Source organism: Lachnospira sp. CLA-JM-H23 (assembly GCF_040096425.1).
GTDB classification, from domain to species: domain Bacteria; phylum Bacillota; class Clostridia; order Lachnospirales; family Lachnospiraceae; genus Lachnospira; species Lachnospira rogosae.
Genome location: NZ_JBBMET010000002.1, coordinates 195737 through 218715 on the forward strand (window position 1 = coordinate 195737; position 22979 = coordinate 218715).

Consider the following 22979-nt stretch of genomic DNA (forward strand, 5'->3'; position numbering starts at 1 on the left):
TGTGTATATCACATTAAGAACGTCGGAATAATAAGGAGGTCACACATGAATACAATTATTAAGAACATCGAAGATGCTCAGCTTAAGGCTGAAGTACCAGCATTTAATGTAGGTGATACAGTTAGAGTATCAGCTAAGATTAAGGAAGGAAACCGTGAAAGAATTCAGGTATTTGAAGGAACTGTTTTAAAGAAGCAGGGTACAGGAGTTCGTTCTACATTCACAGTTAGAAAGATTTCTAATGGTATCGGTGTTGAGAAGACTTGGCCATTACATTCACCTATCGTAGAGAAGGTTGAAGTTGTAAGACGCGGTAAAGCTAGACGTGCTAAGTTATTCTACTTACGTCAGAGAACAGGTAAGGCTGCTAAGGTTAAGGAATTAGTTAGATAATTATTATTATCTCATTATAAAGAATGTCACTTGTTATGTTAATAGTAACAGGTGACATTCTTTTTTTGACACATAAAGATGTATTTTGTATAATAAATAGAAATGTATATTTGTATACTAAATCATAGATTGGAGGAGAATATGATTTCATATCATAGAAGATATCAGGAAAATACTACTTTACTTAACCTTTTAAAATATATATTTGATATTTTAATGGTTATATTAACAGCTTATGTGCTTGTTTCATTCAGCTGCACAAGAACGACTATACTTGGAGGTTCTATGGAATCTTCGATTAATAACGATGATACTGTGCTTGTTAATAAATTTGCATATGCAATAAAAGGTCCTAAGCGTTTTGACTGCATAGCATTTGAACCAGACTCTATCGGCTCTTCCAAGTTATATGTTAAAAGAGTTATCGGACTTCCTGGAGAAACTGTCCAGATTAAAGAAGGACACATTTATATTAATGGAGAATTACTTGAGAATGATATTACTGATACATATATTGTAACAGCAGGTATGACAATTAATCCTGTAAAACTCGGAGATGATGAATATTTCTGCCTTGGAGATAATCGTAACAACAGTGAGGACAGCCGTTTTTCAAGTATAGGAATGGTTAAAAGAAAGCATATTATAGGAAAGACGTGGATGGTGCTTAGTCCATTTGAAGATATTAAATTTATTAAATAGCATTTATTAAGATTAAAGTATGGATACTAATCAAAGTATCGATATTGATATGATATAAACACTAATTATTCGTATTAATTGTAGAAATGAGGTATAAAATGAACTATCAATGGTATCCCGGTCATATGACCAAAGCCAAAAGAATGATGGAAGAAAATATTAAACTTATAGATCTGGTTATTGAGATTGTAGATGCAAGAATACCTATAAGCAGCCGTAACCCTGATATAGACAGCCTCGCGGTCAATAAAGCAAGAATTATTCTTCTTAACAAATCAGACCTTGCAGATGATAAGATAACTAACCAGTGGATTAATTATTTTAATGAAAATAATATATACTGCCTTAAGCTTAATTCAAGAAATAATTCAGGCATTAAGCAGGTCAACGGTCTTATAATGACAGCCTGTGCAGATAAGATAGAGCGTAATAAGCAGAGAGGAATATTAAACAGACCAATAAGGGCAATGGTTGTTGGAATACCTAATGTCGGAAAGTCAACATTTATTAATTCCTATGCTGGAAAAGCTAGTGCCAAGACAGGCAATAAGCCGGGCGTTACTAAGGGAAAACAATGGATAAAGCTTAATAAGAATGTTGAGCTTTTAGATACTCCGGGTATTTTATGGCCTAAGTTTGACAATCAGGAAGTCGGCAAAAGACTTGCTATGATAGGTTCTATGAATGATGAGATACTTAATGTCGAGGAGCTTGCTATCGATACAATAAAATATATATATAGTGAATATTCTGATAATGTTATTGAACGCTACGGTCTTGATAAAGAAAAGACTGCCGCAAGTTATGATGAAAATGCTATCAATCCAGATAATTCAGTAGCGTTATATATTATGGAACAGGCGGCTGTTAAGCGAGGCTGTATCAAGAAGGGCAATAATATTGATTACGAGAAAATATCTAATATTATTCTGGATGATTTCAGAAGTGGACGATTAGGACGAATATCATTAGAAACCCCTTAAAAGATGCTTAGAAGATACTTAGAAGATAATGGAGAGAACAATGTCAGATAAGATTAAGACAACCAAAGAAGAACGTGAAGCTAAAAAAGCATTAAAGCTTGCACAGGAAAAAGAACGTATTGAAAATATGTGCGTATATGAAAAGGAATATGAAGCATTTTCTTATATATGTGGTATAGATGAGGCTGGAAGAGGTCCGCTTGCAGGTCCTGTTGTTGCTGGTGCGGTCGTTCTTCCAAAGGATTGCAGGATATTATATGTGAATGATTCCAAGAAATTAAGTGAGAAAAAAAGAGAAATGTTATATGATGTGATACTTAATGAAGCCGTAAGTGTAGGCGTTGGAATTGTATCACCAGAAAGAATTGATGAGATAAATATATTAAATGCAACTTATGAAGCTATGAGAGAAGCTATTAATAACCTCACGGTTAAACCCGATATATTACTTAACGATGCAGTTACAATACCGGGTGTTGACATTGAACAAGTACCTATTATCAAGGGTGATGCAAAAAGTCTTTCAATTGCAAGTGCCAGTATAATTGCCAAGGTTACAAGGGACAGGCTTATGTACCATTATGATGAGTTATATCCTGAGTATGGATTTGCCAAGCATAAGGGTTATGGAACAAAACTTCACACAGATGTTCTTAAAGAAATCGGACCTTGTCCTATACATAGAAAAACATTTATTACAAAAATATGTCCTTAAAATAAAATGGAGGCTGGCTTATGGATATTAATATACAACAATTACTAAAAACAACTCTGGGACAGACGAGCCAGTCATATGATGTTAATAACAACAGGGTTGAGCAGAATACTGCCTCTAATATTAATCAGGCACAAAATATTACCAATAACAGCTCGCTTATCAAAAACCTTATTGCTGGAAGCGTGCTGACAGGCTTTATAAGTGAATTAAATAATTCTAATGCAATTATAAGCCTTAATGACGGTTCTCTTCTTTCTGCAACTTTAGCCAACCAAGGGGCAGTTAAGCAGGGAGAGGTTGTTACATTTATAGTCAATCAGGTAAAGGATAATCAGATTTCATTAAAGGTACTGCCGGCTGATGAACAGCAGAATATGTTCATTGATAAAGCACTTGAAGCGGCAGGTCTGTATCCTACTGAGGAGAATACAGCTATGGTCAAAGAACTGTTATCCCTTAATATGCCGGTTAATACAGATATGCTTAATACTGTCAATAAATATATGGCACAGTTTCCGGATAGTGACATTAAGACAATTGCCAATCTTGTACGTCTTGATATGCCTGTAACAGAGGAGAATATCAATCTTTATAAGGCATATGAAACATTTAATGCCAAGCTTGACGGACAGCTTAGTACTATGGAGAATGCACTGTCTGATAATATAATGCGTGCATTTAGCGATTTCTCCCGTGATGATATACAACAGCTTAATACTGTCATTAATAGTATGTATGGAAATGCAGATGATAACACAAATGTTACATCAAAACTGGTAACAGAAAGCTTTTCCAAGGATTTTATTAACGAATTATCAAGACAATTAACAGAAAGCTCTAACGGTGATATTGCAGAGAAATTAAATGACCCTTCAACGACTACTAAAGATATGCTCAACGCTATTCTTAATAATAATAAAATAACTGACTCTGCATTTCTTCCAACCAATAAAGCGACATTTGACAAGCTTTTACATCAGTTTATCAATGAAACTATGCGTATAACACCTAAAGATGTTGCAGACACTCCTGATACGCTCACCAATTATTACAAGCGTACCAAAAAAGTAATGGAAGATGTCGAAAATGTATTAAAGAGCAGTAAAGCAGATAATGATCTGGCTAAAAATATGTCTGACATAAAAAGCAATATTGATTTTATGAATGACCTTAATAAGAATATGACATTTTTCCAGATGCCGCTTAAATTCTCTGATAGCGAAGGCAATGGGGATTTGTATGTATTTACTAACAAAAAATCACTTGCTAACAATCCGGATGAAGTAAGCGCTATGCTTCATCTGGATATGCCTAATCTTGGATCTGTTGATGTATATGTAAAGCTTAATCATACCAATGTATCTACGAATTTTATTCTTGAAACAGAGGAATTGCTTGATTTTGTATATGCTCATATTGATGAATTAAATGAACGTCTTGAACAGCTTGGTTATTCAACACATTTTGAGATGACCTTGTCTAATAAAGAAAATGACTTTGATTTTAATACAGACTTTATAGAAAAAGATGTACATTCGGACAATGGCGGACAGTATGTATTTGATATAAAGGCTTAGATATATAAAAGTATAAATATATATAATCATATATATAGTCATAAATATCTATAAAGTCATAAAAGTCTATGAAAGAGGGGCGTGAAAATTTATTTTTGTGCAGAAATGAGGATTAGGATGGATAAGGATAACAACAAACCAAAGATTGCGGTTGCACTTCAATATGAAAAAGGTGAGCAGGCACCTAAAATCCTAGCCACAGGAAAAGGGTATCTTGCTGATAAGATTATTGAAAAAGCTAAGGAAACTGATGTTCCAACATATGAGGACAGCAAGCTTGCCAACACATTGTCTAATCTTGAAGTAGGAGATATGATACCACCTGAATTATATACAGTAGTTGCTGAAATACTTGTATTCGTGGACAAGACAGATAAATTACGAGGCAAAATTAATGGCTGATAAGTCTAAGAACAATAGTAAGTTTAAGAGTAGCAGCACACTTGATGATATAAGTGCATTGCATAATATAAACAAACCTAAAAACAGCAGGGCTACAGGCTCTGAATATGAAACATTAGCTGCTGCATTTCTTGAACAAAACGGACATACAATTATTACAAGAAACTATAGAACCAGATATGGTGAGATTGATATAATATCAAAATGTAATTCAACGCTTGTGTTTACAGAATGTAAATACAGAAGTTCTTCAAAATTCGGCGACCCGCTGGAGGCTGTTAATCTTCACAAACAGCAAAAGATATGTCATACAGCTATGAATTTCTGTGTAAAATACGGGTATGTCAATTATCCGTGCCGCTTCGATGTAATAGCAATATATAAAGACGGAACAATAAAACATATAAAAAATGCGTTTGAATACTCTTGAATTTTATGATTAATGAATTAATGGAGGTGTCTATGCCTTACAGCATATTCGATTTAAAAAGATTAAATACAAAAGAGTTGTATCATAAACTTATAGAAAAATATGGTAATGAAGATAATTTTACGGATACAATTATAACGAATGTTTCTGCTGATAATGTGCCATACCTTACATTTAAGCCTTTTGTGAACAATCCTTATATAAGGCAGGCATTCTCTACACGTCTTGGCGGTGTTAGCAGTGGTATGTATGAAAGTATGAATCTGACTTTCAATCCAGTAGGGCAGTATAGTGCTGACAGCTATGAAAATGTACTTGCCAACTTTAAATTAATGGCTGATACTATTGATATACCTGTTGAAAATATGGTGTATACCAAGCAGACACATACTACAAACATCAAAATTGTCGATAATTCCAATAAAGGAATGGGTATTATAAAAGAACGTAATTACGATAATATAGATGGAATTATAACTAATACTAATAATCTTTGTCTTGTATCATCATTTGCAGATTGTATTCCTGTTACTCTTGTTGATGCTAAAAAAGGTGTTATAGCAGCACTTCATTCTGGCTGGAAAGGAACAGTTGGCAATATATCACAGAATGGCATTGAATGTATGAAGGAAAGCTTTGGCTGTAATGAAGCTGATATTATTGCATTTGTTGGTCCTGGAATATGTAAGAACTGCTATCAGGTAAGTGAAGATGTTGCCATAGAATTTATGAAGGTATATTCTGCCGAAGAGACAGAGCTGATATTAACACCAGATGATGACAATAAATATACAGGCAAATACCATCTGGATTTGATAGCTGCTAATTATATCAACCTTATTAATGCAGGACTTCTCCCACACAATATATATGTAGCTGATGTATGTACAAGCTGTAATAAAGAGCTGCTTTTTTCACACAGGGCGAGTGGTGGAAGACGTGGTATTATGTGTAATTTTATATATATGCGATTAATCTGATATAAAAATGGTTAATTAAAAAACTTTCCATTCATAAGGAATTATATAATATAAACGATTACAAATTATAAATATTGATTATAAAAAATGAGCTGCCAAGCAGATGATTTATTAAATGCTAATCATTTAATATTAACTAATCATTCAGCGTATCAGCTCATTTTTATAATTCAGGCTTATTTATTATGTGTTCTCTTATATTCTTCCCTTAATCGTGCTTCCTCATTAACTCTCTTAGCCCGTCCCTTAGGACCCACCTTGGTAATTACCAGTAATATTACAAGAAGTATAAGTATCGGAACACCAACCGTAATAATATTAGAGAGAGTTTCTGTAAATACGGCATTCTGCAAAGGTGAATTCTTTACTTTCTGGTATTTGGCTGAGTTAATTATGCTTACAAGGTTATTATTCATATCATCGCTTACTTTATCAGTCTTGGACTGTATTGCATAAGTGTATATATACCCTCTGACAACCGTATAATATTTTCTGGTGTATACAGTAACATCATTAGATAATGAATAAACATCTGTCACAAAATATGGAATATCATTGATTGTGACAATGCTGGAATTAAGCAGTTCCTCTTTAATATTATCATTGTTGATAGATGACTGGGAGGCAACATATTCTTTATATAATGAATCAAGTGAATCTTCGTCTAATTCATTAAAGCTGCTAAGACTGTTGGAAGCTGTATTGCCATATATAACAACTTCATAATTAACATCTTCTGGAACAGCTTCAAGATAGATCTTATTGGCTATCATATTATTAGTTAATACAGCAGCCTCATCAACCCCAAGCTTTTCGAGGTATGAATTATTGTTAGTTGTTGTTCTTGTAAAACATATAAGTTCTTTTGGAACATCTACGACTAAATCTATATCAGCAAATTTAAAATGATTGGTATCTGCGGCACTAACATATGCCGAAGATAATCCTGATACTGAAAACAGAGTGACTGCCGACATAACAACTGCTGCCAGCTTTTTTATTAAACCTTTATTAAACACGAAAAACCTCCCATAAATTAAGCATTTTCAATATTCCGTATAATAGCATAGTGCTTTACAAAAAGCAATTAAACTGTTATTATATTTTAGATTATGTATGTTAATTTTTCATAAAATAAGAAATTAAATCGGAGGCAGATATATGAGTAAACCAATAGTCGCTGTAGTAGGACGTCCCAATGTTGGTAAGTCAACATTATTCAACGATCTTGCAGGACAGCAGATTTCTATTGTAAAAGATACCCCTGGTGTAACCAGAGATAGAATATACGCTGAAGTTACATGGCTTGATAAATCATTTACTTTAATTGATACAGGTGGTATTGAACCAGATACAAGTGATGTAATTCTTGCACAGATGAGAGAGCAGGCTGAGATAGCTATTGAAACGGCAGATGTAATTATATTCCTTACTGATGTTAAGCAGGGACTTGTTGATTCAGATGCTAAAGTAGCAGATATGTTACGCCGTTCAAGAAAGCCTGTTATTCTGGCAGTTAATAAGGTTGATAACTTTGATAAGCTTATGCCTGATGTATACGAATTCTATAACCTTGGAATTGGTGACCCGCATCCAATATCAGCAGCATCAAAGCTCGGTCTTGGTGATATGCTTGATGAGGTTATCAAGCATTTTCCGCAAGAGTCTGAAACTGAGGAAGAAGATGAGCGTCCAAAGGTTGCCATTATTGGTAAACCCAATGTTGGTAAGTCATCAATTATTAATAAGCTCCTTGGAAAGAACAGGGTAATTGTATCTAATATTGCGGGAACAACAAGAGATGCGATAGATACAACTATAACATATAACAAGAAAGAATATGTATTCATTGATACTGCTGGTCTTAGACGTAAGAGCAAGATAAAAGAAGATCTTGAAAGATACAGTATTATAAGAACTGTTGCAGCTGTTGAAAGATGTGATATAGCCATTCTTGTAATTGATGCAACAGAAGGTGTTACTGAACAGGATGCTAAGATTGCGGGAATAGCCCACGAGCGTGGCAAAGGTATAATTATTGCTGTCAATAAGTGGGATGCCATAGAGAAGAACGACAAGACAATATATGAATTCACAAGCAAGATAAAAGATACTCTTTCATTTATGTCATATGCAGAGATTATATTTATATCAGCACAGACAGGACAGCGTCTTGGAAAGATATATGAGCTGATTGATACTATAATCGACAGCCAGACTATGAGAATCCCAACTGGTGTTCTTAATGAAATTCTTACAGAAGCTGTTGCTATGAAACAGCCGCCTTCAGATAAGGGTAAGAGATTAAGAATATACTATATGACACAGGTTTCTGTTAAACCACCGACATTCGTAATGTTCGTTAATGATAAGGAATTAACACATTTCTCTTATACAAGGTATATTGAGAACCGTATAAGAGAAGCGTTTGGTTTCAGAGGTACTTCAATAAGGTTTATTAACAGGGAACGTAAGGAGAAAGAATAATGCTTAACAGATTGATATGTCTTATTCTAGGATATTTTATTGGTGCAATTATCCAGACAGGTTTCTGGATTGGCAAGTTTAATCATATTGATATAAGAGATTATGGCAGTGGCAATGCTGGAACAACTAATACTATGCGTACACTTGGAAAGAAAGCCGGATTTATAACATATTTTATGGATGCTTTTAAATCCTGCATTACTGCCATAATCATACATTTTATATATGGCAGTAATTCAGATATATCAGAAATGCTTCTTATCCTTTATGGCGGATTTGGAGTTGTCCTTGGACATAACTTTCCGTTCTACCTTGGATTTAAAGGTGGAAAAGGTATTGCTGCTACATCAGGATTAGTAATAAGTCTTATACTTTTTCCTAAATATTGCTTTATGTTTACAATATTTGGAATGGTAACATTTGGATTAGTAACCAAGTTCTCAAGATATGTATCATTAGGTTCTATTACCGGCATAATTGGTTTCTTTATAGAATTTGTAATATGGGGGCTTGTTGGATGGCTTCCACTTAACAATAATGAATTCATAGAGGCTTCTATAGTTGTGTTATTATTCGTTATTCTTGGTGTTGCACGTCACAGTGGTAATATTAAAAGACTTATTAATGGAACAGAACGTAAAATTGGAGAAAAAAAGTAATGCAGTAATGGAGGATTATTAATGGTAAAGATAGGTGTATTAGGAGCTGGAAGCTGGGGACTTGGTCTTGCTATGCTTCTTCATAATAATGGACATGATGTAACAGTCTGGTCAGTATTTCCAGACGAGATTAATGAGCTTAACGCCACACGAGAGAATAAAAAATGTCTTCCAGGTGTAATATTCCCAGAAAGCGTAAAATTCTGTGCTGACACAGAAAAAGTTGTAACTGAAAGTGATGTGCTTATACTTGCGGTTGCTTCTCCTTATACAAGGTCAACAGCTAAAATCGTCGCACCATATGTTAAAGAAGGACAGTATATCGTTAATGTCGGCAAGGGTATTGAGGAGGAGTCTTTAAAGACATTATGTGAGGTAACAAAGGAAGAAATTCCACAGGCTGTAGTTGCTGTGTTATCAGGTCCAAGCCACGCTGAGGAGGTTGGAAGGGGAATTCCTACAACCTGCGTAATTGGTACAGCTAACAAGAAAGATGCAGAATATTTGCAGAATATGTTTATGAGTAATGTATTCCGTGTATACATAAGTCCTGATGTTCTTGGAATATGTATAGGTGGTGCATTGAAAAATGTAATCGCGCTTGCTGCTGGTATTGCTGACGGCTTAGGATATGGAGATAATACTAAGGCTGCACTTATAACAAGGGGGATTGCTGAGATAACACGACTTGGTCTTGCTATGGGTGCGGATTTTGCTACATTTTCAGGCTTGTCTGGAATAGGCGACCTTATTGTTACCTGTGCGAGTATGCACAGCCGTAACAGACGTGCCGGAATTCTTATCGGCAAAGGCTATACAACTAAAGAAGCTATGGATGAAGTACAGATGGTTGTAGAGGGTGTATATGCAGCTAAGGCAGCTAAGAAGCTTGCTGAAAAGTACAACGTAGAAATGCCAATAGTTGAACAGGTAAATCAGGTGTTATTTGATGGCAAATCTCCAGCAGATGGCGTTAAAGACCTTATGTTAAGAGATAAGAAAATCGAAGCCGGCAATGTTGAATGGCACTAAATTATTAATATACGAGAGGTTAATCATATGCGAGTTATTGCAGGTTCGGCCAGAAGTCTTCCTTTAAAAACTATTGAAGGAACAGATACCAGACCAACTCAGGATAGAATTAAAGAGACATTATTTAATATGCTCCAGTCAGATATTCCAGGATGTAAATTTCTTGATTTATATTCTGGAAGCGGTGCAATTGGAATTGAAGCCTTAAGTCGTGGAGCGGCTAAGGCTGTGCTTGTTGAGAATTCAAAAAAGGCAGTTGAATGTATTAAGGATAATCTTACGTTTACCAAGCTTGCTGATAAAGCAGATGTTATGGAAATGGATGTATTATCTGCAATCAACAGGCTTAAGGGCAAAGATGTATTCTCAATCGTCTATATGGATCCACCATACTCTAATGATTATGAGCGTGATGTATTAGCAGCCCTTAGAAATTCAGATATTATAGATGAATATACAATTATAATTGTTGAGGAAAAGCTTGATGCTGACCTTGACTATGCTGACGAATGTGGTTTTGATATTTACCGGGTAAAAAAATATAAGACTAATAAACATTTATTCTTAAGACTGAAGGGAAGTGCAGACTAAATGAAAAAGGCTATATATCCTGGAAGCTTTGACCCTGTTACATTAGGACATCTTGATATAATAAAGCGTTCAGCAGCACTTGTTGACCACCTTATCGTGGGTGTGTTAAACAACAGTACCAAAACACCATTGTTTTCAGTTGATGAACGTGTTAATATGTTAAAAGAAGTTACGAAAGACATTCCTAATGTCGAAATTTTAAGTTTCAGTGGACTACTTGTAGATTTTGCAAGAGAGCATAATGTACAGGCTATAATAAGGGGACTTAGAGCCGTAACTGATTTTGAATATGAACTTGCTATGTCTCAGACTAACAGAGTAGCCGCTCCCGATATTGATACAATATTCCTTAATACAAGTCTTAAATATGCTTATTTAAGTTCAAGTATCGTTAAAGAAATGGCTATGTATGGCGGCGATATAAGTAAATTCGTACCAGAGTCTATTGTAGATATAGTGAGAGAACGATACAGCAGTAGTTATAATATTAAGGCAAATGAAAAGGGAGATATAAAATGAGTAGAATCGAACAGCTTATAAGCGATATAGAAAGCTACATAGATAATTGTAAATTTCAGCCATTATCTAATACTAAGATTATTGTAAATAAAGAGCAGCTTGAAGATATGCTGGCTGAATTAAGATTAAAGACACCTGAAGAAGTTAAGAAATACCAGAAAATTCTTAACAACAAAGATGCCATAATTGCCGATGCAAAAGAACAGGCAGAATCTATTATTAATGCTGCACAGATACAGACAGAAGAACTTATTAATGAACACGAGATTATGCAACGTGCATATGCACAGGCTAATGCCCTTATAGAGCAGGCAAGTGCACAGGCACAGGCTATTCTTGACAGTGCGACAGAAGATGCCAACAGCATACGTCAGGGTGCTATGGACTATACAGATGATATGCTTGAGAAGCTTCAGTATATAATCGAAAAGTCTATCCGTGACAACCGCGAGAAGTACGACTCTTTATTGTCTGGTCTTGAAAATGTTCTTTCGATTGTCAATAATAATCGTAATGAATTAAAAGCACCTGTTGTACAGGAAGAAGAGGAAGCTGTAGATAACGCACCTGACCAGCGTGAAGACAGCACAGATGACTATGGTTATGAAGAAGAATTTGAGGATGAGGATATCCTTGAATAATTATAATATAAATACAAAAATATAATACCAATATAATATATATAGTAACAATATAAGGCTTATGTAAGAAATATAATTTGCTGTATAGATTATATTAATGAATTTATATAATGCTAATCAGAATACATATATCAGTAATAATGATATGCCGGCTGTTGCGAGGCTTAACATTATTTTCTGGTATATGTATTTTTTTATGTTTATCCCGTTATTGTTATTAGATGTTCCAGTAATTCCTATTGTCTGCATTAATGTAGATATTCCGCCAAATGCATTGGCTGTCAATATAAATGCAGCCTTAACTGAAGCACTGATATCACTTGAAGCGATAAGATATATGCCGTTAGTTATCTCTAACAGAGAACATATAATCATATTGATATAATTAAATCTTCCAAAAAGTACATCTATCATAGAGCATATGCAGGAAAATATAACAATATATCCACACATTTTTAATACATTATCAATTGATTTTATTATGGCATTGTCTAATACATTGAAGAAATTCTTATGTGAATTTATAGTGTGTTGTCTGCCGTTATTACACATATTATCCGTATGTTGGATATTATATGAATTTAAGTTAACTTTGTATCTGGTATTAGATGTCCTATTATAAAATATTTTTGCTGTGCAATTATTAATTGGTTCTTTATTACTATTTTTATTATTATTGTTATTCACTGGATATTTAATAAGCTGTACAGCACACAGAATTATTACAGGAAGATATACAGCAATAAGGAATTTTATTATTGTTATGGAGTTATTTATGGTGCCATAATATATGTATCCGATAACGAATCCGGGGCTTGATATATTACAGTATCCTGTTATATTATCAATTATTCTGCTGTCTGATTGTTTCTTATAATTAATGCAGTTAATAGCACCTATTGGAAATCCACAGAGCACACTTATAAATATAATAAATACAAGTCCCAGACGGCTGTTCACTGGCATATAATAATTAATACAGCCGGTGATAATCATAGCCACCAGCAATCCCGGCATAACACTCAAAGCCCATAATTTGATACCTTTAAGCGTTGCATTAATAATAATGTGTGGTGAACAGACAGTTACAAGAAATATTATAAGCATTATAAGAAATATCACATTATGGCTGTATTTCTTATGGTTTATTTTAGACGAATAACTATTATCACATCTATTGATTAATGAAAGTGTATATGTGTTATTGTGATTATTATTTAATTGTGGAGAATAAGCAGAATTCTTGATTTTACCCATATATTTATTTCCTGATAAGAAAGTCTTATTTGTCCGTTTAATATAATTTATTCTATTCATTACAACAGCCTGTTAGACATATTATTTAGTGAATAATAAAGTGAAAATGGAAAATATGAATAAAACGGACATTATAAATAATAAAACGAATCTGCTTATTATCACAATATGCTGTGCCTTAATATGCAGTATTCATCTTAATATTATAAGACACTATACGCGCATTGCGGCATATACGACATTAACCGTATCAGATGATAACTTCCGTGCAATGCAGGTGGAATGTGATTTGCAGGATATTATTAATAAGGCAGAACAGATGAATGTAAACCCTGCTGAGTTATTTATTGTGCTGTGTTGTATGAATGAATGTCATATAACGGACAATGCTGTTAAGCGGCTTACCGTGTCTGATTTTGACAAGGTCAAAACAATCTTCTGTAAGAAAAATGCTGCTGAATTCAAGCTTTTAAAACAAACCGCAACAGGCATACTATATGATATGGAATATTTTCCTGTGCCACACTCTTCAAAGACAGAGCAGTGGGTTAACTATGTTAATTCGTGGAATTATGAAAGAACCTACAAAGGTAACAGAACACACGAGGGAACTGATATATGTGCTGATATTAATAAAGATGGATTATATCCTGTTGTGTCTGTATGTGACGGAACAGTAACTAACGTCGGCTGGTTAGAGCTTGGCGGTTACCGGATAGGCATAACGTCTGCTAATAAAATATATTACTATTATGCCCACCTTGATTCCTATGCCAAAGCTTATAAAGCAGGTGATATAATTCATAAGGGAGAGCTGCTTGGCTATATGGGAAGTACAGGATACAGCAAAGTAGAGGGTACATCTGGCAAATTTCAGACACATTTACATTTTGGGATGTACATAACTGATAATTCAGGCAATGAAGTGTCAATCAACCCATATTGGATACTAAAATCTAATCAAAATAAGACTTTAATTTATGGTTATTAGTATCGTTATGTGCTATAATTATCGTCGGCTAATAGTGAAAAGATTTAAAGAATTTATGAAAATATATAATAGAAACGAGGACTTATATGGAAATACAGATGTGGAAAGAAATCCTTAACCCATACGAGCTTGCGGTAGAGGAGCTTCAGGTTAAGTTTAATCATATGGTTAAAGAATACCGACAGGCAGGCATATATTCTCCAATTGAACAGGTTTTAGGAAGGGTTAAATCTATATCCAGTATCTTATTAAAAGCCCAGAAGCATAATATAGACCTTAATGAAATTGAAGGACATATTCTTGACATCGCTGGTATAAGGCTTATATGCCAGTTTACTGATGACATATATAATGTAGCTGACCTTATAAGGGCAAGAAGCGATATGGAAGTCATAACTGAGAAAGATTATGTCAAGAATATCAAGGAAAGCGGATATCGAAGCTATCATATTATAGTCCAGTATAAAGTTGAAACTGTAAAGGGGACTAAGATAATTCCAGTAGAAATCCAGATACGAACACTTGGAATGAACTTCTGGGCTATAATTGAACACTCTCTCCAGTACAAATATAACGGCAATATTCCAAAGCACGTAAGGGAACGACTTACATCAGCCGCAGATGCCATATATACGCTTGATAACGAGATGATGAGTATTCACGATGAAATTATTGATGCACAGAATTATGTATCAACCAAAGCTAACATTGTATCTGACATACTTAATAATATACAAAGCCTTTATAAAGTTGCTAACAAGCAGGAAATCATCAGAATTCAGGATGAATTCTATGAGATATACCAGACTGATGATGTTGCCAGACTGCAAAGATTCAGCAGGCAGGTAGATATGATTGCAGAGAATTATAAAGCACAGAGTATATAAAATGTATAAAGAAAGAGGATTTTATGAATTTACCAGAGAAATATCTTAATTCAATGAAAGATATGCTTAAAGATGATTTTGATGATTATCTTGAAAGCTTTAATGATAAAAGATTATATGGACTTCGTGTTAACAACCTTAAGATTTCAACAGAAGATTTTCTTAAGATAAGTCCATTTAAGCTTACACCCATACCTTGGATTGAGAATGGCTTTTACTATGAAGAAACAGATAAACCAGCAAAGCACCCATATTATTACGCCGGACTTTACTATATTCAGGAGCCTAGTGCAATGACACCAGCTAATGTACTTCCTATTGATGAGGGCGATGTTGTATTTGATATGTGTGCCGCACCAGGAGGAAAATCGACAGAGCTTGCAGCAAAGCTTAATGGAACAGGACTTCTTATAACTAATGACATAAGCAATTCAAGAACCAAGGCACTGCTTAAGAATGTTGAAGTATCTGGTATTTATAACCTTTGTGTGCTTAATGAAGACCCAGCTAAGATATCAGGAAGATTCACAGAATTCTTTGATAAGGTTCTTATAGATGCACCTTGTTCTGGTGAGGGTATGTTCAGAAAAGATAATAAACTTATCAAGGCGTGGGAACAGAGCGGTCCAGAAGTATATTCTGCAATACAGAAAAGCATTATAATACATGGTGCGAAAATGCTCCGCCCAGGTGGAATGATGCTTTATTCAACCTGTACATTTTCTTCTCTGGAAGATGAAGAGAGCATTAAATATCTTCTTGATAACTGTCCAGATATGAAACTTGTTGATATTAAACCATACGAAGGATTTACTAAGGGCTTTACTGATATTGATAATGATAATAAGTATAATCTTGACAAATGTGTGAGGATATTCCCACATAAAATGCATGGCGAAGGACATTTTGTTGCACTTCTTAAAAAGGATAATCCAGATGACATTAATAATGCACATTATACAAGAGGATCATTTAATACTAAAATTCCAGATGAGTTAAAGGATTTCCTTGCAAATGTATCAATGGATATCGACACTAAATATATTAATATAAGAGATAACCGTGTGTACTATATTTCCAGGTATATGGCTGATGAAAAGGGTCTTAGAATAATAAGAAATGGTCTTTTGCTTGGTGAACTTAAAAAGAACCGCTTTGAGCCAAGTCAGGCACTTGCTATGGCACTTACAATGAGACAGTATAATAACTGCATTAACCTTAGCGTAGACGATGAACGTGTTGTAAGATATTTAAAGGGCGAGACAATTGACGTTGATGATTTTGCTGACAGCAAGGGCTGGGCATTGCTTTGCGTTGACGGATATCCTTTAGGCTGGGGTAAATCTAATGGCTCGCAGCTTAAGAATAAATATCTTGCCGGCTGGAGATGGATGTAGAAGGAAAGGACTTTAATGGTTATTAGATTAGACAAATATCTTTGTGATATGCAGGCTGGAACAAGAAGTGCCGTAAAAGACATAATCAGAAAGAAAAGGGTTACAATCAATGGCGAAGTTATCACTCGTCCAGAGATTAAAGTCGATATAGACAAGGATGTTGTAGCTGTTGATAATAACGTGTTAGGCTATTCAGAATACGAATATTATATGCTTAATAAGCCAGCAGGCGTTGTGTCTGCTGTATCTGATAAGGATTTTAAGACTGTCGTTGAACTTATAACTGATAACAAACGTAAGGATTTATTTCCGGTTGGAAGACTGGATAAGGATACAGAAGGACTTCTTATCATAGCTAATGATGGTGATATGGCACACAGGCTGTTATCACCAAAACACCATATTGATAAGACTTATTATGTTGTAGCAAAAGGCAGTATAGACAATAAATATATTGATGAGTTTAAAAATGGGCTTGTTGTTGATAAAGATTTTACCGCAATGCCAGCAAAGCTTGAGATACTTAAATATAACAATCAGGATGATACAACATTTTTAAACATAACAATTCAAGAGGGAAAGTTTCATCAGATAAAAAGAATGTTTAAGGCAGCCGGTTCAGAGGTGCTTTATCTTAAAAGATTATCAATGGGACAGTTACAGCTTGATGAAACACTTGAACCTGGAATGTTCAGGCCATTAACCGGTAGTGAAATTAATTTATTAAAAAGCTGGAATTAACATTTGTGTCTGTGTGCACTTGACACAAATTAACCAGATATCTGTTAGATACATTGCAGTTATACTGCATTAAAGTGTGCACAGAAATGAGGATATATATGATACACGATTTTCTCCCCGTTTGCAGGGAAGATATGGAAAAAAGAGGGTGGGAGCAATGTGATTTCGTCTATGTTTCAGGTGATGCTTATGTAGACCACCCATCGTTTGGACCTGCTATCATATCAAGGGTATTGGAATCCTTTGGATATAAAGTTGGAATAATAGCACAGCCAGACTGGAAGAATAAAGACTCCATAACAATACTTGGCGAACCACGTCTTGGATTTTTAGTGTCTGCGGGTAATATGGACTCTATGGTAAACCATTATACCGTCAATAAGAAAAGACGTCATTCAGATGCCTTTTCACCTGGCGGAGTTATGGGATTAAGACCTGATTATGCGACAATTGTATACTGTAACTTAATTAAGCAGGTATACAAATCAACTCCTATTATATTAGGTGGAATTGAAGCTTCATTAAGAAGAATGTCGCACTATGATTACTGGTCTGACAAAGTAAAACATTCCGTTCTTATAGATTCGGGTGCAGATATAATCTCTTACGGAATGGGCGAACATTCTATTGTTGAGATAGCTGATGCACTTAATGCAGGAATTGATGTAAAAGATATAACTTATATCAATGGAACTGTATACAAGACTAAGACATTGGATAATTTATCTGACTATATAAATCTTCCATCCTATGATGAGATTGTAAAAGATAAAAGAATATATGCTGAAAGTTTTTATACACAGTATAAAAATACTGATCCATTTACTGCAAAGATACTTGTAGAAAAAGCCAAAGAAAAACTATATGTCGTACAGAATCCACCAGCAAAACCACTTACTACTATGGAGATGGACGATGTATATGCACTTCCGTATATGAGAGATTATCACCCAATGTATAAAGCAGATGGCGGAATACCGGCTTTATCAGAGATTAAATTCTCAATAACAAGCAACAGAGGGTGTTTTGGAGGCTGTTCATTCTGTGCCTTAACATTTCATCAGGGAAGGATAATTCAGGTAAGAAGCCACGAATCCATTGTTGATGAAGCTGTTACTATGACTAAAGATAGAGATTTCAAGGGGTATATACACGATGTTGGAGGACCTACAGCTAATTTCAGGCATACTTCCTGCGAAAAGCAGCTTACTAAGGGCGTATGTATGAACAGACAGTGCCTTTTTCCGGCTCCCTGCAAGAATCTTACAGTTGACCATTCTGATTATATTAAGCTTTTAAGAAAGCTTCGTAAAGTGCCTGGCGTTAAGAAGGTGTTTATCCGTTCAGGAATACGTTTTGACTACTGTATGTGTGATGCGGATGATACATTTATTAAAGAGTTATGTGAACATCACATAAGCGGACAGTTAAGGGTTGCACCTGAGCATATATCAGATAATGTCCTTACGAAAATGGGCAAGCCTTCCAATGATGTATATGAAAAGTTCTTACAACGTTATAAGCGCATTAATAATAAGACAGGCAAGCAGCAGTTCGTTGTCCCATATCTTATGTCAAGCCACCCCGGTTCGACTATGAAGGAGGCGATTGAGCTTGCAGAATATATAAGGGATCTTGGTTATATGCCCGAACAGGTGCAGGATTTCTATCCAACACCATCAACGCTGTCTACCTGTATGTATTATACAGGCTTAGATCCTGCTACTATGGAGAAGGTATATACTCCTGTAAGCCACCACGAAAAGGAAATGCAGAGAGCCCTTATACAATACCGTAATCCAGATAATTACGATCTTGTTAAGGAAGCCCTTATTAAAAATGGACGTACAGACCTTATAGGATTTGGACCAAAATGCCTTATTCCACCAAGAAAAATATCCCATAACACAGGAGGAAAGAACTTTTCATCACGCAAACATAAGACTGTTAAAAATACCACAGCTTATAACAATAAGGGAAAACATAATAGTGCTGGTGCGGGTAAAAGAAGTTCCAATAATAAATCAAAATCTACTAAAAAAGGACATAAGTTATGAGTAAAAAAGAAAAAGGTGAGTTTGGTTATCTTAAATACAAAAGAAGTTTTAACCTGCTTCTTACTATTATTGCATTTTTAATAATTGCCGCAGTATTTGTAACAGGTTTAATAATCTTTAAATCAAGAAATAATTATATGACACTTGTGGCAACTGTTCTTGTACTTCCCGGTGCTAAAATAGCAGTTTCTTATTTTATATTACTGCCACATAAGGTATGTGATAAGGAACTATATACAAGCGTTGAAGCTGCAAAGGGAGAGTTATCAGCTTTATATGATGTAATTGTCAGCAATAACAAAAAGCCCATTGGCGTATGTGCTATGGTCATATCTGACAACACAATAATTGCATTAAGCCATGATAAAGCTCCGGATAAGGCATTATTTGAGACAAGCCTTAAAGAATTCTTAAAGAATGATAAGTTAAATGTGACTGTCACTCTTTATACAGAAAAGGATACATTTATTAAAAGAGCAGCTAATATGGCGGCTAACTATGACAATAGCGATACGAATAAGAACAATCGTATAAAGTATGTAACTGAAAGCTGCCTTAATATGTGCTTATAATATGTGGAGTGTTGAATGAAAGAATTAATAATAGATAAATTAGGCGACAACCAGAGGCTTGATAAGTATCTTTCAAAGTATCTGTCTGCCGCAAGTAAAAGCTTTATATATAAAATGCTTAGAAAAAAGAATATTACACTTAATGACAAGAAGGCTGACGGAAGCGAGAAATTACAATCAGGCGACTCTGTCAAAATATTTTTTTCTGATGAAACACTTAATAAGTTCAGTGAAGGCAAAAGCTGCATATCTAATGCTGTCAGCAGACAGACCAATAATATGACAGACAAAGCTGCTGATAACACTGCTAATGAACCTGCTGTAAAAACAGATGGCAAACATACAGACAGCACGGCTGATAAATATTCCTACACAGCTTCTAAAAAAGGTCTTTCTGTTGATTATGAAAAAATATACAGACCGCTTGATATTGTGTATGAAGATGAGAATGTCCTTTTTATTAATAAGCCTGTTGGTATGCTGTCACAAAAGGCAGATAAAAATGACTGCTCTTTGGTAGAATATATTACAGCATACCTGCTTCATAATAATTCTCTTACATATGAAGACCTTGCTATGTTCACGCCGTCAATATGCAACCGCCTTGACAGAAATACAAGCGGCATAATTGCGGCAGGTAAGACGATGAAAGGCTTGCAGGAGCTTTCATCACATTTTAAGGAAAGAACACTTACCAAATATTATATATGTATCGTGGCTGGAAAGGTTGATAAAAGACAACTGATTAAAGGCTATCTTTACAAGGATAAAAAGCTTAACAAAGTTACAATATGCCAGACGCTGCCAAAGGGCAGGGATACAAGTGAATATCTTCCAATCGAAACGGAATATATCCCTGTTGCATATTCTGATAATGCCACGCTTCTAAAGGTTCATCTTATAACCGGACGAAGCCACCAGATACGTGCCCACCTTGCAAGTATCAATCATCCGCTGGCAGGTGATTATAAGTACGGAAAAGCTTCTTTTAACAGAAGGTTCACTGACAAATACAATTGTAAAAGCCAGTTATTACATTCTTATGAGCTTAATATACCTGATATGGATATCCATATACATACGGATATTCCAGATATATTTTTAAATATATTAAAAGGAGAAAATATATGGCAGCCTGGAATTCAAGAGGTCTTAGAGGCTCTTCATTAGAAGAATATATTAATATGACCAATGAGAAATATCTTCTGAACCATTTAGGACTTATACAGAAGATACCAACACCTATAACGCCTATTAAGATTAATCAGGAGACAAGACAGATTACACTTGCATACTTTGAACAGAAGAGTACTGTTGATTATATAGGTGTTATACAGGGAATACCTGTATGTTTTGATGCTAAGGAATGTGCTGCAGATACATTTCCAATACATAATATACACGAACATCAGGTTGAATTTATGAAAGAATTTGAAAGGCAGGACGGAATTGCTTTTATAATATTATTTTTTTCAGCAAGAGATGAGTTCTATTATTTGCCATTTTCTGATATAATAAAATTTTGGGAAAGAGCTAAAGCTGGTGAAAGAAAAAGTTTTACTTATGATGAGATTGATAAAAGCTTTAGAATCAATTCTGGCAAAGGCATTATGATTCACTATCTGGAAACGATTCAAAAAGACTTAGACAGACGGGAGCAGTAATTATGAAACATAATTATCTTGACAATTATGAATTAGTCAATGGATATGCACTTATTGACACGGATTTTTCGATTATCACAGCTAACGAGAAAATGTACAAATTTCTTGGTGCTGTGCGAAAGGCAGCAATCTCTGATGCAATTCATCAGGTAGATATTGATGATTTTATTAATGTGTCTAATAACCTGCGTATTGGGCAAAGTAAAAGTATGGTTCTGCGTATGAAAAGAGTTGATAACTCATACAGATGGGTTCTTATGGATATAAAAAGACTTTATATGTCCAATAACCACAAGAAAGAATACCTTGAACTTAATATATCTGATGTCATTGGTCTTAAAAATCATACTAATCATCTTAATGAAGATATAGGAATATATAGGAGAGTGCTATCAATAAATGATAAATTAGTCTACACCTATGAATATGATAAAGATTTATTTACCATATATAATTATGTTAATGACGATGCCATAGCTGTAATATCTTCAACTATTGATGATGTATATGAAAGAATTCTAAAAAAAGGACTTATACCAAATGAGTCAATAAAAGAATATACTGCATATTTTAATAATATAAAAAATGCTAAGAGTGTGTACGATCACCATTTTAGTATAAATGTTAATTATGGTGACGGATTAAAGCCTACTGGCTCATATATAAATGGCTCAACAATATACGCACAAAGAAAGCCAATACGTTCAGTTGGAACACTTAAGCTTCCAGATGCCAATAATGTATTTTCAAAGACTACATATGATTATGAAGACTGTAATAAAATGCTTGGACGTGAGGGACTTGAGAAATATACGCTTAACAATATTTCTTATAATAAAAATTATAGATTTGCATTTATCAAGGTTCATATTGATAATATTACTGAATTCAAGGATACCCATGGCGAAAAGGCTTATAATACAATTCTTGACATAATCAAAGAAACATTATTAAAGGTTGTAGAATACCGTGGTGTAGCAGGTAATCCTGATAATGAAACAGAATATGTTGTTATAGTTAAAGATCTTTATAATGAATCAGAGCTAAGGGCATTTATCGAATATATGAGGTCACGTATTATATGGGAATGTAAAGCATTTGATGTCTCATTTATGCCATTATTCTCTATAGGAATTGGACGATATCCTGATAACGGAACAGATTTTAAGGTTATAACTGATAAACTAATAAAAGCCACAGACATTGCTATATCAAAGGGCGGTAACAGATATATAATCTACAAGGAAGATATTCACGGAGAACTATAATATTGTATACAATCAGGCTTGACAGCCTAAA

At 34.5% G+C, this 22979-nt stretch carries 25 protein-coding genes; 23 read left to right on the plus strand and 2 right to left on the minus strand.

Features of this window, described 5'->3' with window-relative positions:
- Positions 1–45: 45 nt before the first annotated feature.
- The 8 genes from rplS to pgeF all read left to right on the plus strand — a co-directional run bounded on the left by rplS (position 46) and on the right by pgeF (position 6185).
- Positions 46–393, plus strand: a complete 348-nt coding sequence (gene rplS, locus WMO42_RS03255; RefSeq protein WP_022501728.1) for a 50S ribosomal protein L19 — start codon at positions 46–48, stop codon at positions 391–393.
- 141 nt (positions 394–534) lie between these two features.
- Positions 535–1095, plus strand: coding sequence for a signal peptidase I (gene lepB / locus WMO42_RS03260; RefSeq protein WP_349191554.1), 561 nt, complete (start codon positions 535–537; stop codon positions 1093–1095).
- Between the two features lie 98 nt (positions 1096–1193).
- Positions 1194–2078 carry a ribosome biogenesis GTPase YlqF gene (gene ylqF, locus WMO42_RS03265; RefSeq protein WP_022501730.1) on the plus strand — a complete coding sequence of 295 codons (885 nt, stop codon included), beginning with the start codon at positions 1194–1196 and terminating at the stop codon, positions 2076–2078.
- A 40-nt stretch (positions 2079–2118) separates the two neighbouring features.
- Positions 2119–2793, plus strand: coding sequence for a ribonuclease HII (locus WMO42_RS03270; protein ID WP_055174792.1), 675 nt, complete (start codon positions 2119–2121; stop codon positions 2791–2793).
- 20 nt (positions 2794–2813) lie between these two features.
- A complete protein-coding gene (locus WMO42_RS03275; RefSeq protein ID WP_349191556.1) occupies positions 2814–4373 on the plus strand; it encodes a flagellar hook-length control protein FliK in 1560 nt (519 codons plus the stop codon).
- Positions 4374–4490: 117 nt separating this feature from the next.
- Positions 4491–4775 carry an EscU/YscU/HrcU family type III secretion system export apparatus switch protein gene (locus tag WMO42_RS03280; RefSeq protein WP_022501733.1) on the plus strand — a complete coding sequence of 95 codons (285 nt, stop codon included), beginning with the start codon at positions 4491–4493 and terminating at the stop codon, positions 4773–4775.
- A complete protein-coding gene (locus WMO42_RS03285) occupies positions 4768–5205 on the plus strand; it encodes a YraN family protein (protein WP_349191557.1) in 438 nt (145 codons plus the stop codon). The genes WMO42_RS03280 and WMO42_RS03285 overlap by 8 nt, the downstream gene beginning before the upstream one ends.
- Before the next feature lie 32 nt (positions 5206–5237).
- Positions 5238–6185, plus strand: a complete 948-nt coding sequence (gene pgeF, locus WMO42_RS03290) for a peptidoglycan editing factor PgeF (protein WP_318255799.1) — start codon at positions 5238–5240, stop codon at positions 6183–6185.
- Between the two features lie 176 nt (positions 6186–6361).
- Here the strand turns inward: pgeF and WMO42_RS03295 are convergent, their stop codons facing one another.
- Complete coding sequence (locus WMO42_RS03295) at positions 6362–7204, minus strand: hypothetical protein (RefSeq protein ID WP_349191558.1); 843 nt, start codon at positions 7202–7204, stop codon at positions 6362–6364.
- A 142-nt stretch (positions 7205–7346) separates the two neighbouring features.
- Here WMO42_RS03295 and der point away from each other — a divergent pair, with 142 nt between their 5' ends.
- Genes der through WMO42_RS03325 form a run of 6 tightly spaced genes read left to right on the plus strand, consistent with a single transcriptional unit; the run spans position 7347 to position 12114 of the window.
- Positions 7347–8672 (plus strand): ribosome biogenesis GTPase Der, encoded by a 1326-nt coding sequence (gene der / locus WMO42_RS03300; protein WP_022501737.1) that lies wholly within the window; start codon positions 7347–7349, stop codon positions 8670–8672.
- A complete protein-coding gene (locus WMO42_RS03305; RefSeq protein ID WP_055306613.1) occupies positions 8672–9331 on the plus strand; it encodes a glycerol-3-phosphate acyltransferase in 660 nt (219 codons plus the stop codon). The genes der and WMO42_RS03305 overlap by 1 nt, the downstream gene beginning before the upstream one ends.
- 21 nt (positions 9332–9352) lie before the next feature.
- A complete protein-coding gene (locus tag WMO42_RS03310; RefSeq protein ID WP_055174776.1) occupies positions 9353–10363 on the plus strand; it encodes an NAD(P)H-dependent glycerol-3-phosphate dehydrogenase in 1011 nt (336 codons plus the stop codon).
- A 9-nt stretch (positions 10364–10372) separates the two neighbouring features.
- Positions 10373–10954, plus strand: a complete 582-nt coding sequence (gene rsmD / locus WMO42_RS03315) for a 16S rRNA (guanine(966)-N(2))-methyltransferase RsmD (protein ID WP_278320339.1) — start codon at positions 10373–10375, stop codon at positions 10952–10954.
- A complete protein-coding gene (coaD, locus tag WMO42_RS03320; protein WP_055174771.1) occupies positions 10955–11473 on the plus strand; it encodes a pantetheine-phosphate adenylyltransferase in 519 nt (172 codons plus the stop codon).
- Positions 11470–12114, plus strand: coding sequence for a hypothetical protein (locus WMO42_RS03325; RefSeq protein ID WP_055174769.1), 645 nt, complete (start codon positions 11470–11472; stop codon positions 12112–12114). The genes coaD and WMO42_RS03325 overlap by 4 nt, the downstream gene beginning before the upstream one ends.
- Before the next feature lie 117 nt (positions 12115–12231).
- Here the strand turns inward: WMO42_RS03325 and WMO42_RS03330 are convergent, their stop codons facing one another.
- Complete coding sequence (locus WMO42_RS03330; protein WP_349191560.1) at positions 12232–13371, minus strand: hypothetical protein; 1140 nt, start codon at positions 13369–13371, stop codon at positions 12232–12234.
- Positions 13372–13486: 115 nt separating this feature from the next.
- Between WMO42_RS03330 and WMO42_RS03335 the strand changes: the two genes are divergently transcribed.
- From WMO42_RS03335 to WMO42_RS03375, 9 genes are all read left to right on the plus strand, one after another.
- Complete coding sequence (locus WMO42_RS03335; protein WP_318295444.1) at positions 13487–14362, plus strand: M23 family metallopeptidase; 876 nt, start codon at positions 13487–13489, stop codon at positions 14360–14362.
- 86 nt (positions 14363–14448) lie between these two features.
- On the plus strand, positions 14449–15249 hold the full coding sequence (locus tag WMO42_RS03340; protein WP_055306609.1) for a GTP pyrophosphokinase family protein: 801 nt from the start codon (positions 14449–14451) through the stop codon (positions 15247–15249).
- Positions 15250–15272: 23 nt separating this feature from the next.
- Positions 15273–16646: an RsmB/NOP family class I SAM-dependent RNA methyltransferase gene (locus WMO42_RS03345; RefSeq protein WP_055306608.1), complete on the plus strand. Its 1374-nt coding sequence runs from the start codon at positions 15273–15275 to the stop codon at positions 16644–16646.
- A 15-nt stretch (positions 16647–16661) separates the two neighbouring features.
- Entirely contained in the window at positions 16662–17387 is a 726-nt protein-coding gene (locus tag WMO42_RS03350; RefSeq protein ID WP_349191563.1) for a pseudouridine synthase, read from the plus strand.
- 98 nt (positions 17388–17485) lie between these two features.
- Positions 17486–19444, plus strand: a complete 1959-nt coding sequence (locus WMO42_RS03355) for a YgiQ family radical SAM protein (protein WP_349191565.1) — start codon at positions 17486–17488, stop codon at positions 19442–19444.
- The gene (locus tag WMO42_RS03360; protein ID WP_055174751.1) at positions 19441–20016 is read left to right on the plus strand and encodes a hypothetical protein; all 576 of its coding nucleotides are present in this window, start codon (positions 19441–19443) and stop codon (positions 20014–20016) included. The genes WMO42_RS03355 and WMO42_RS03360 overlap by 4 nt, the downstream gene beginning before the upstream one ends.
- A gap of 15 nt (positions 20017–20031) precedes the next feature.
- Positions 20032–21186, plus strand: coding sequence for an RluA family pseudouridine synthase (locus WMO42_RS03365; RefSeq protein ID WP_349191566.1), 1155 nt, complete (start codon positions 20032–20034; stop codon positions 21184–21186).
- Complete coding sequence (locus WMO42_RS03370; RefSeq protein ID WP_022501751.1) at positions 21144–21680, plus strand: Holliday junction resolvase RecU; 537 nt, start codon at positions 21144–21146, stop codon at positions 21678–21680. The genes WMO42_RS03365 and WMO42_RS03370 overlap by 43 nt, the downstream gene beginning before the upstream one ends.
- A gap of 2 nt (positions 21681–21682) precedes the next feature.
- Entirely contained in the window at positions 21683–22948 is a 1266-nt protein-coding gene (locus tag WMO42_RS03375) for a diguanylate cyclase (protein ID WP_349191568.1), read from the plus strand.
- The last annotated feature ends 31 nt before the right edge of the window (positions 22949–22979 follow it).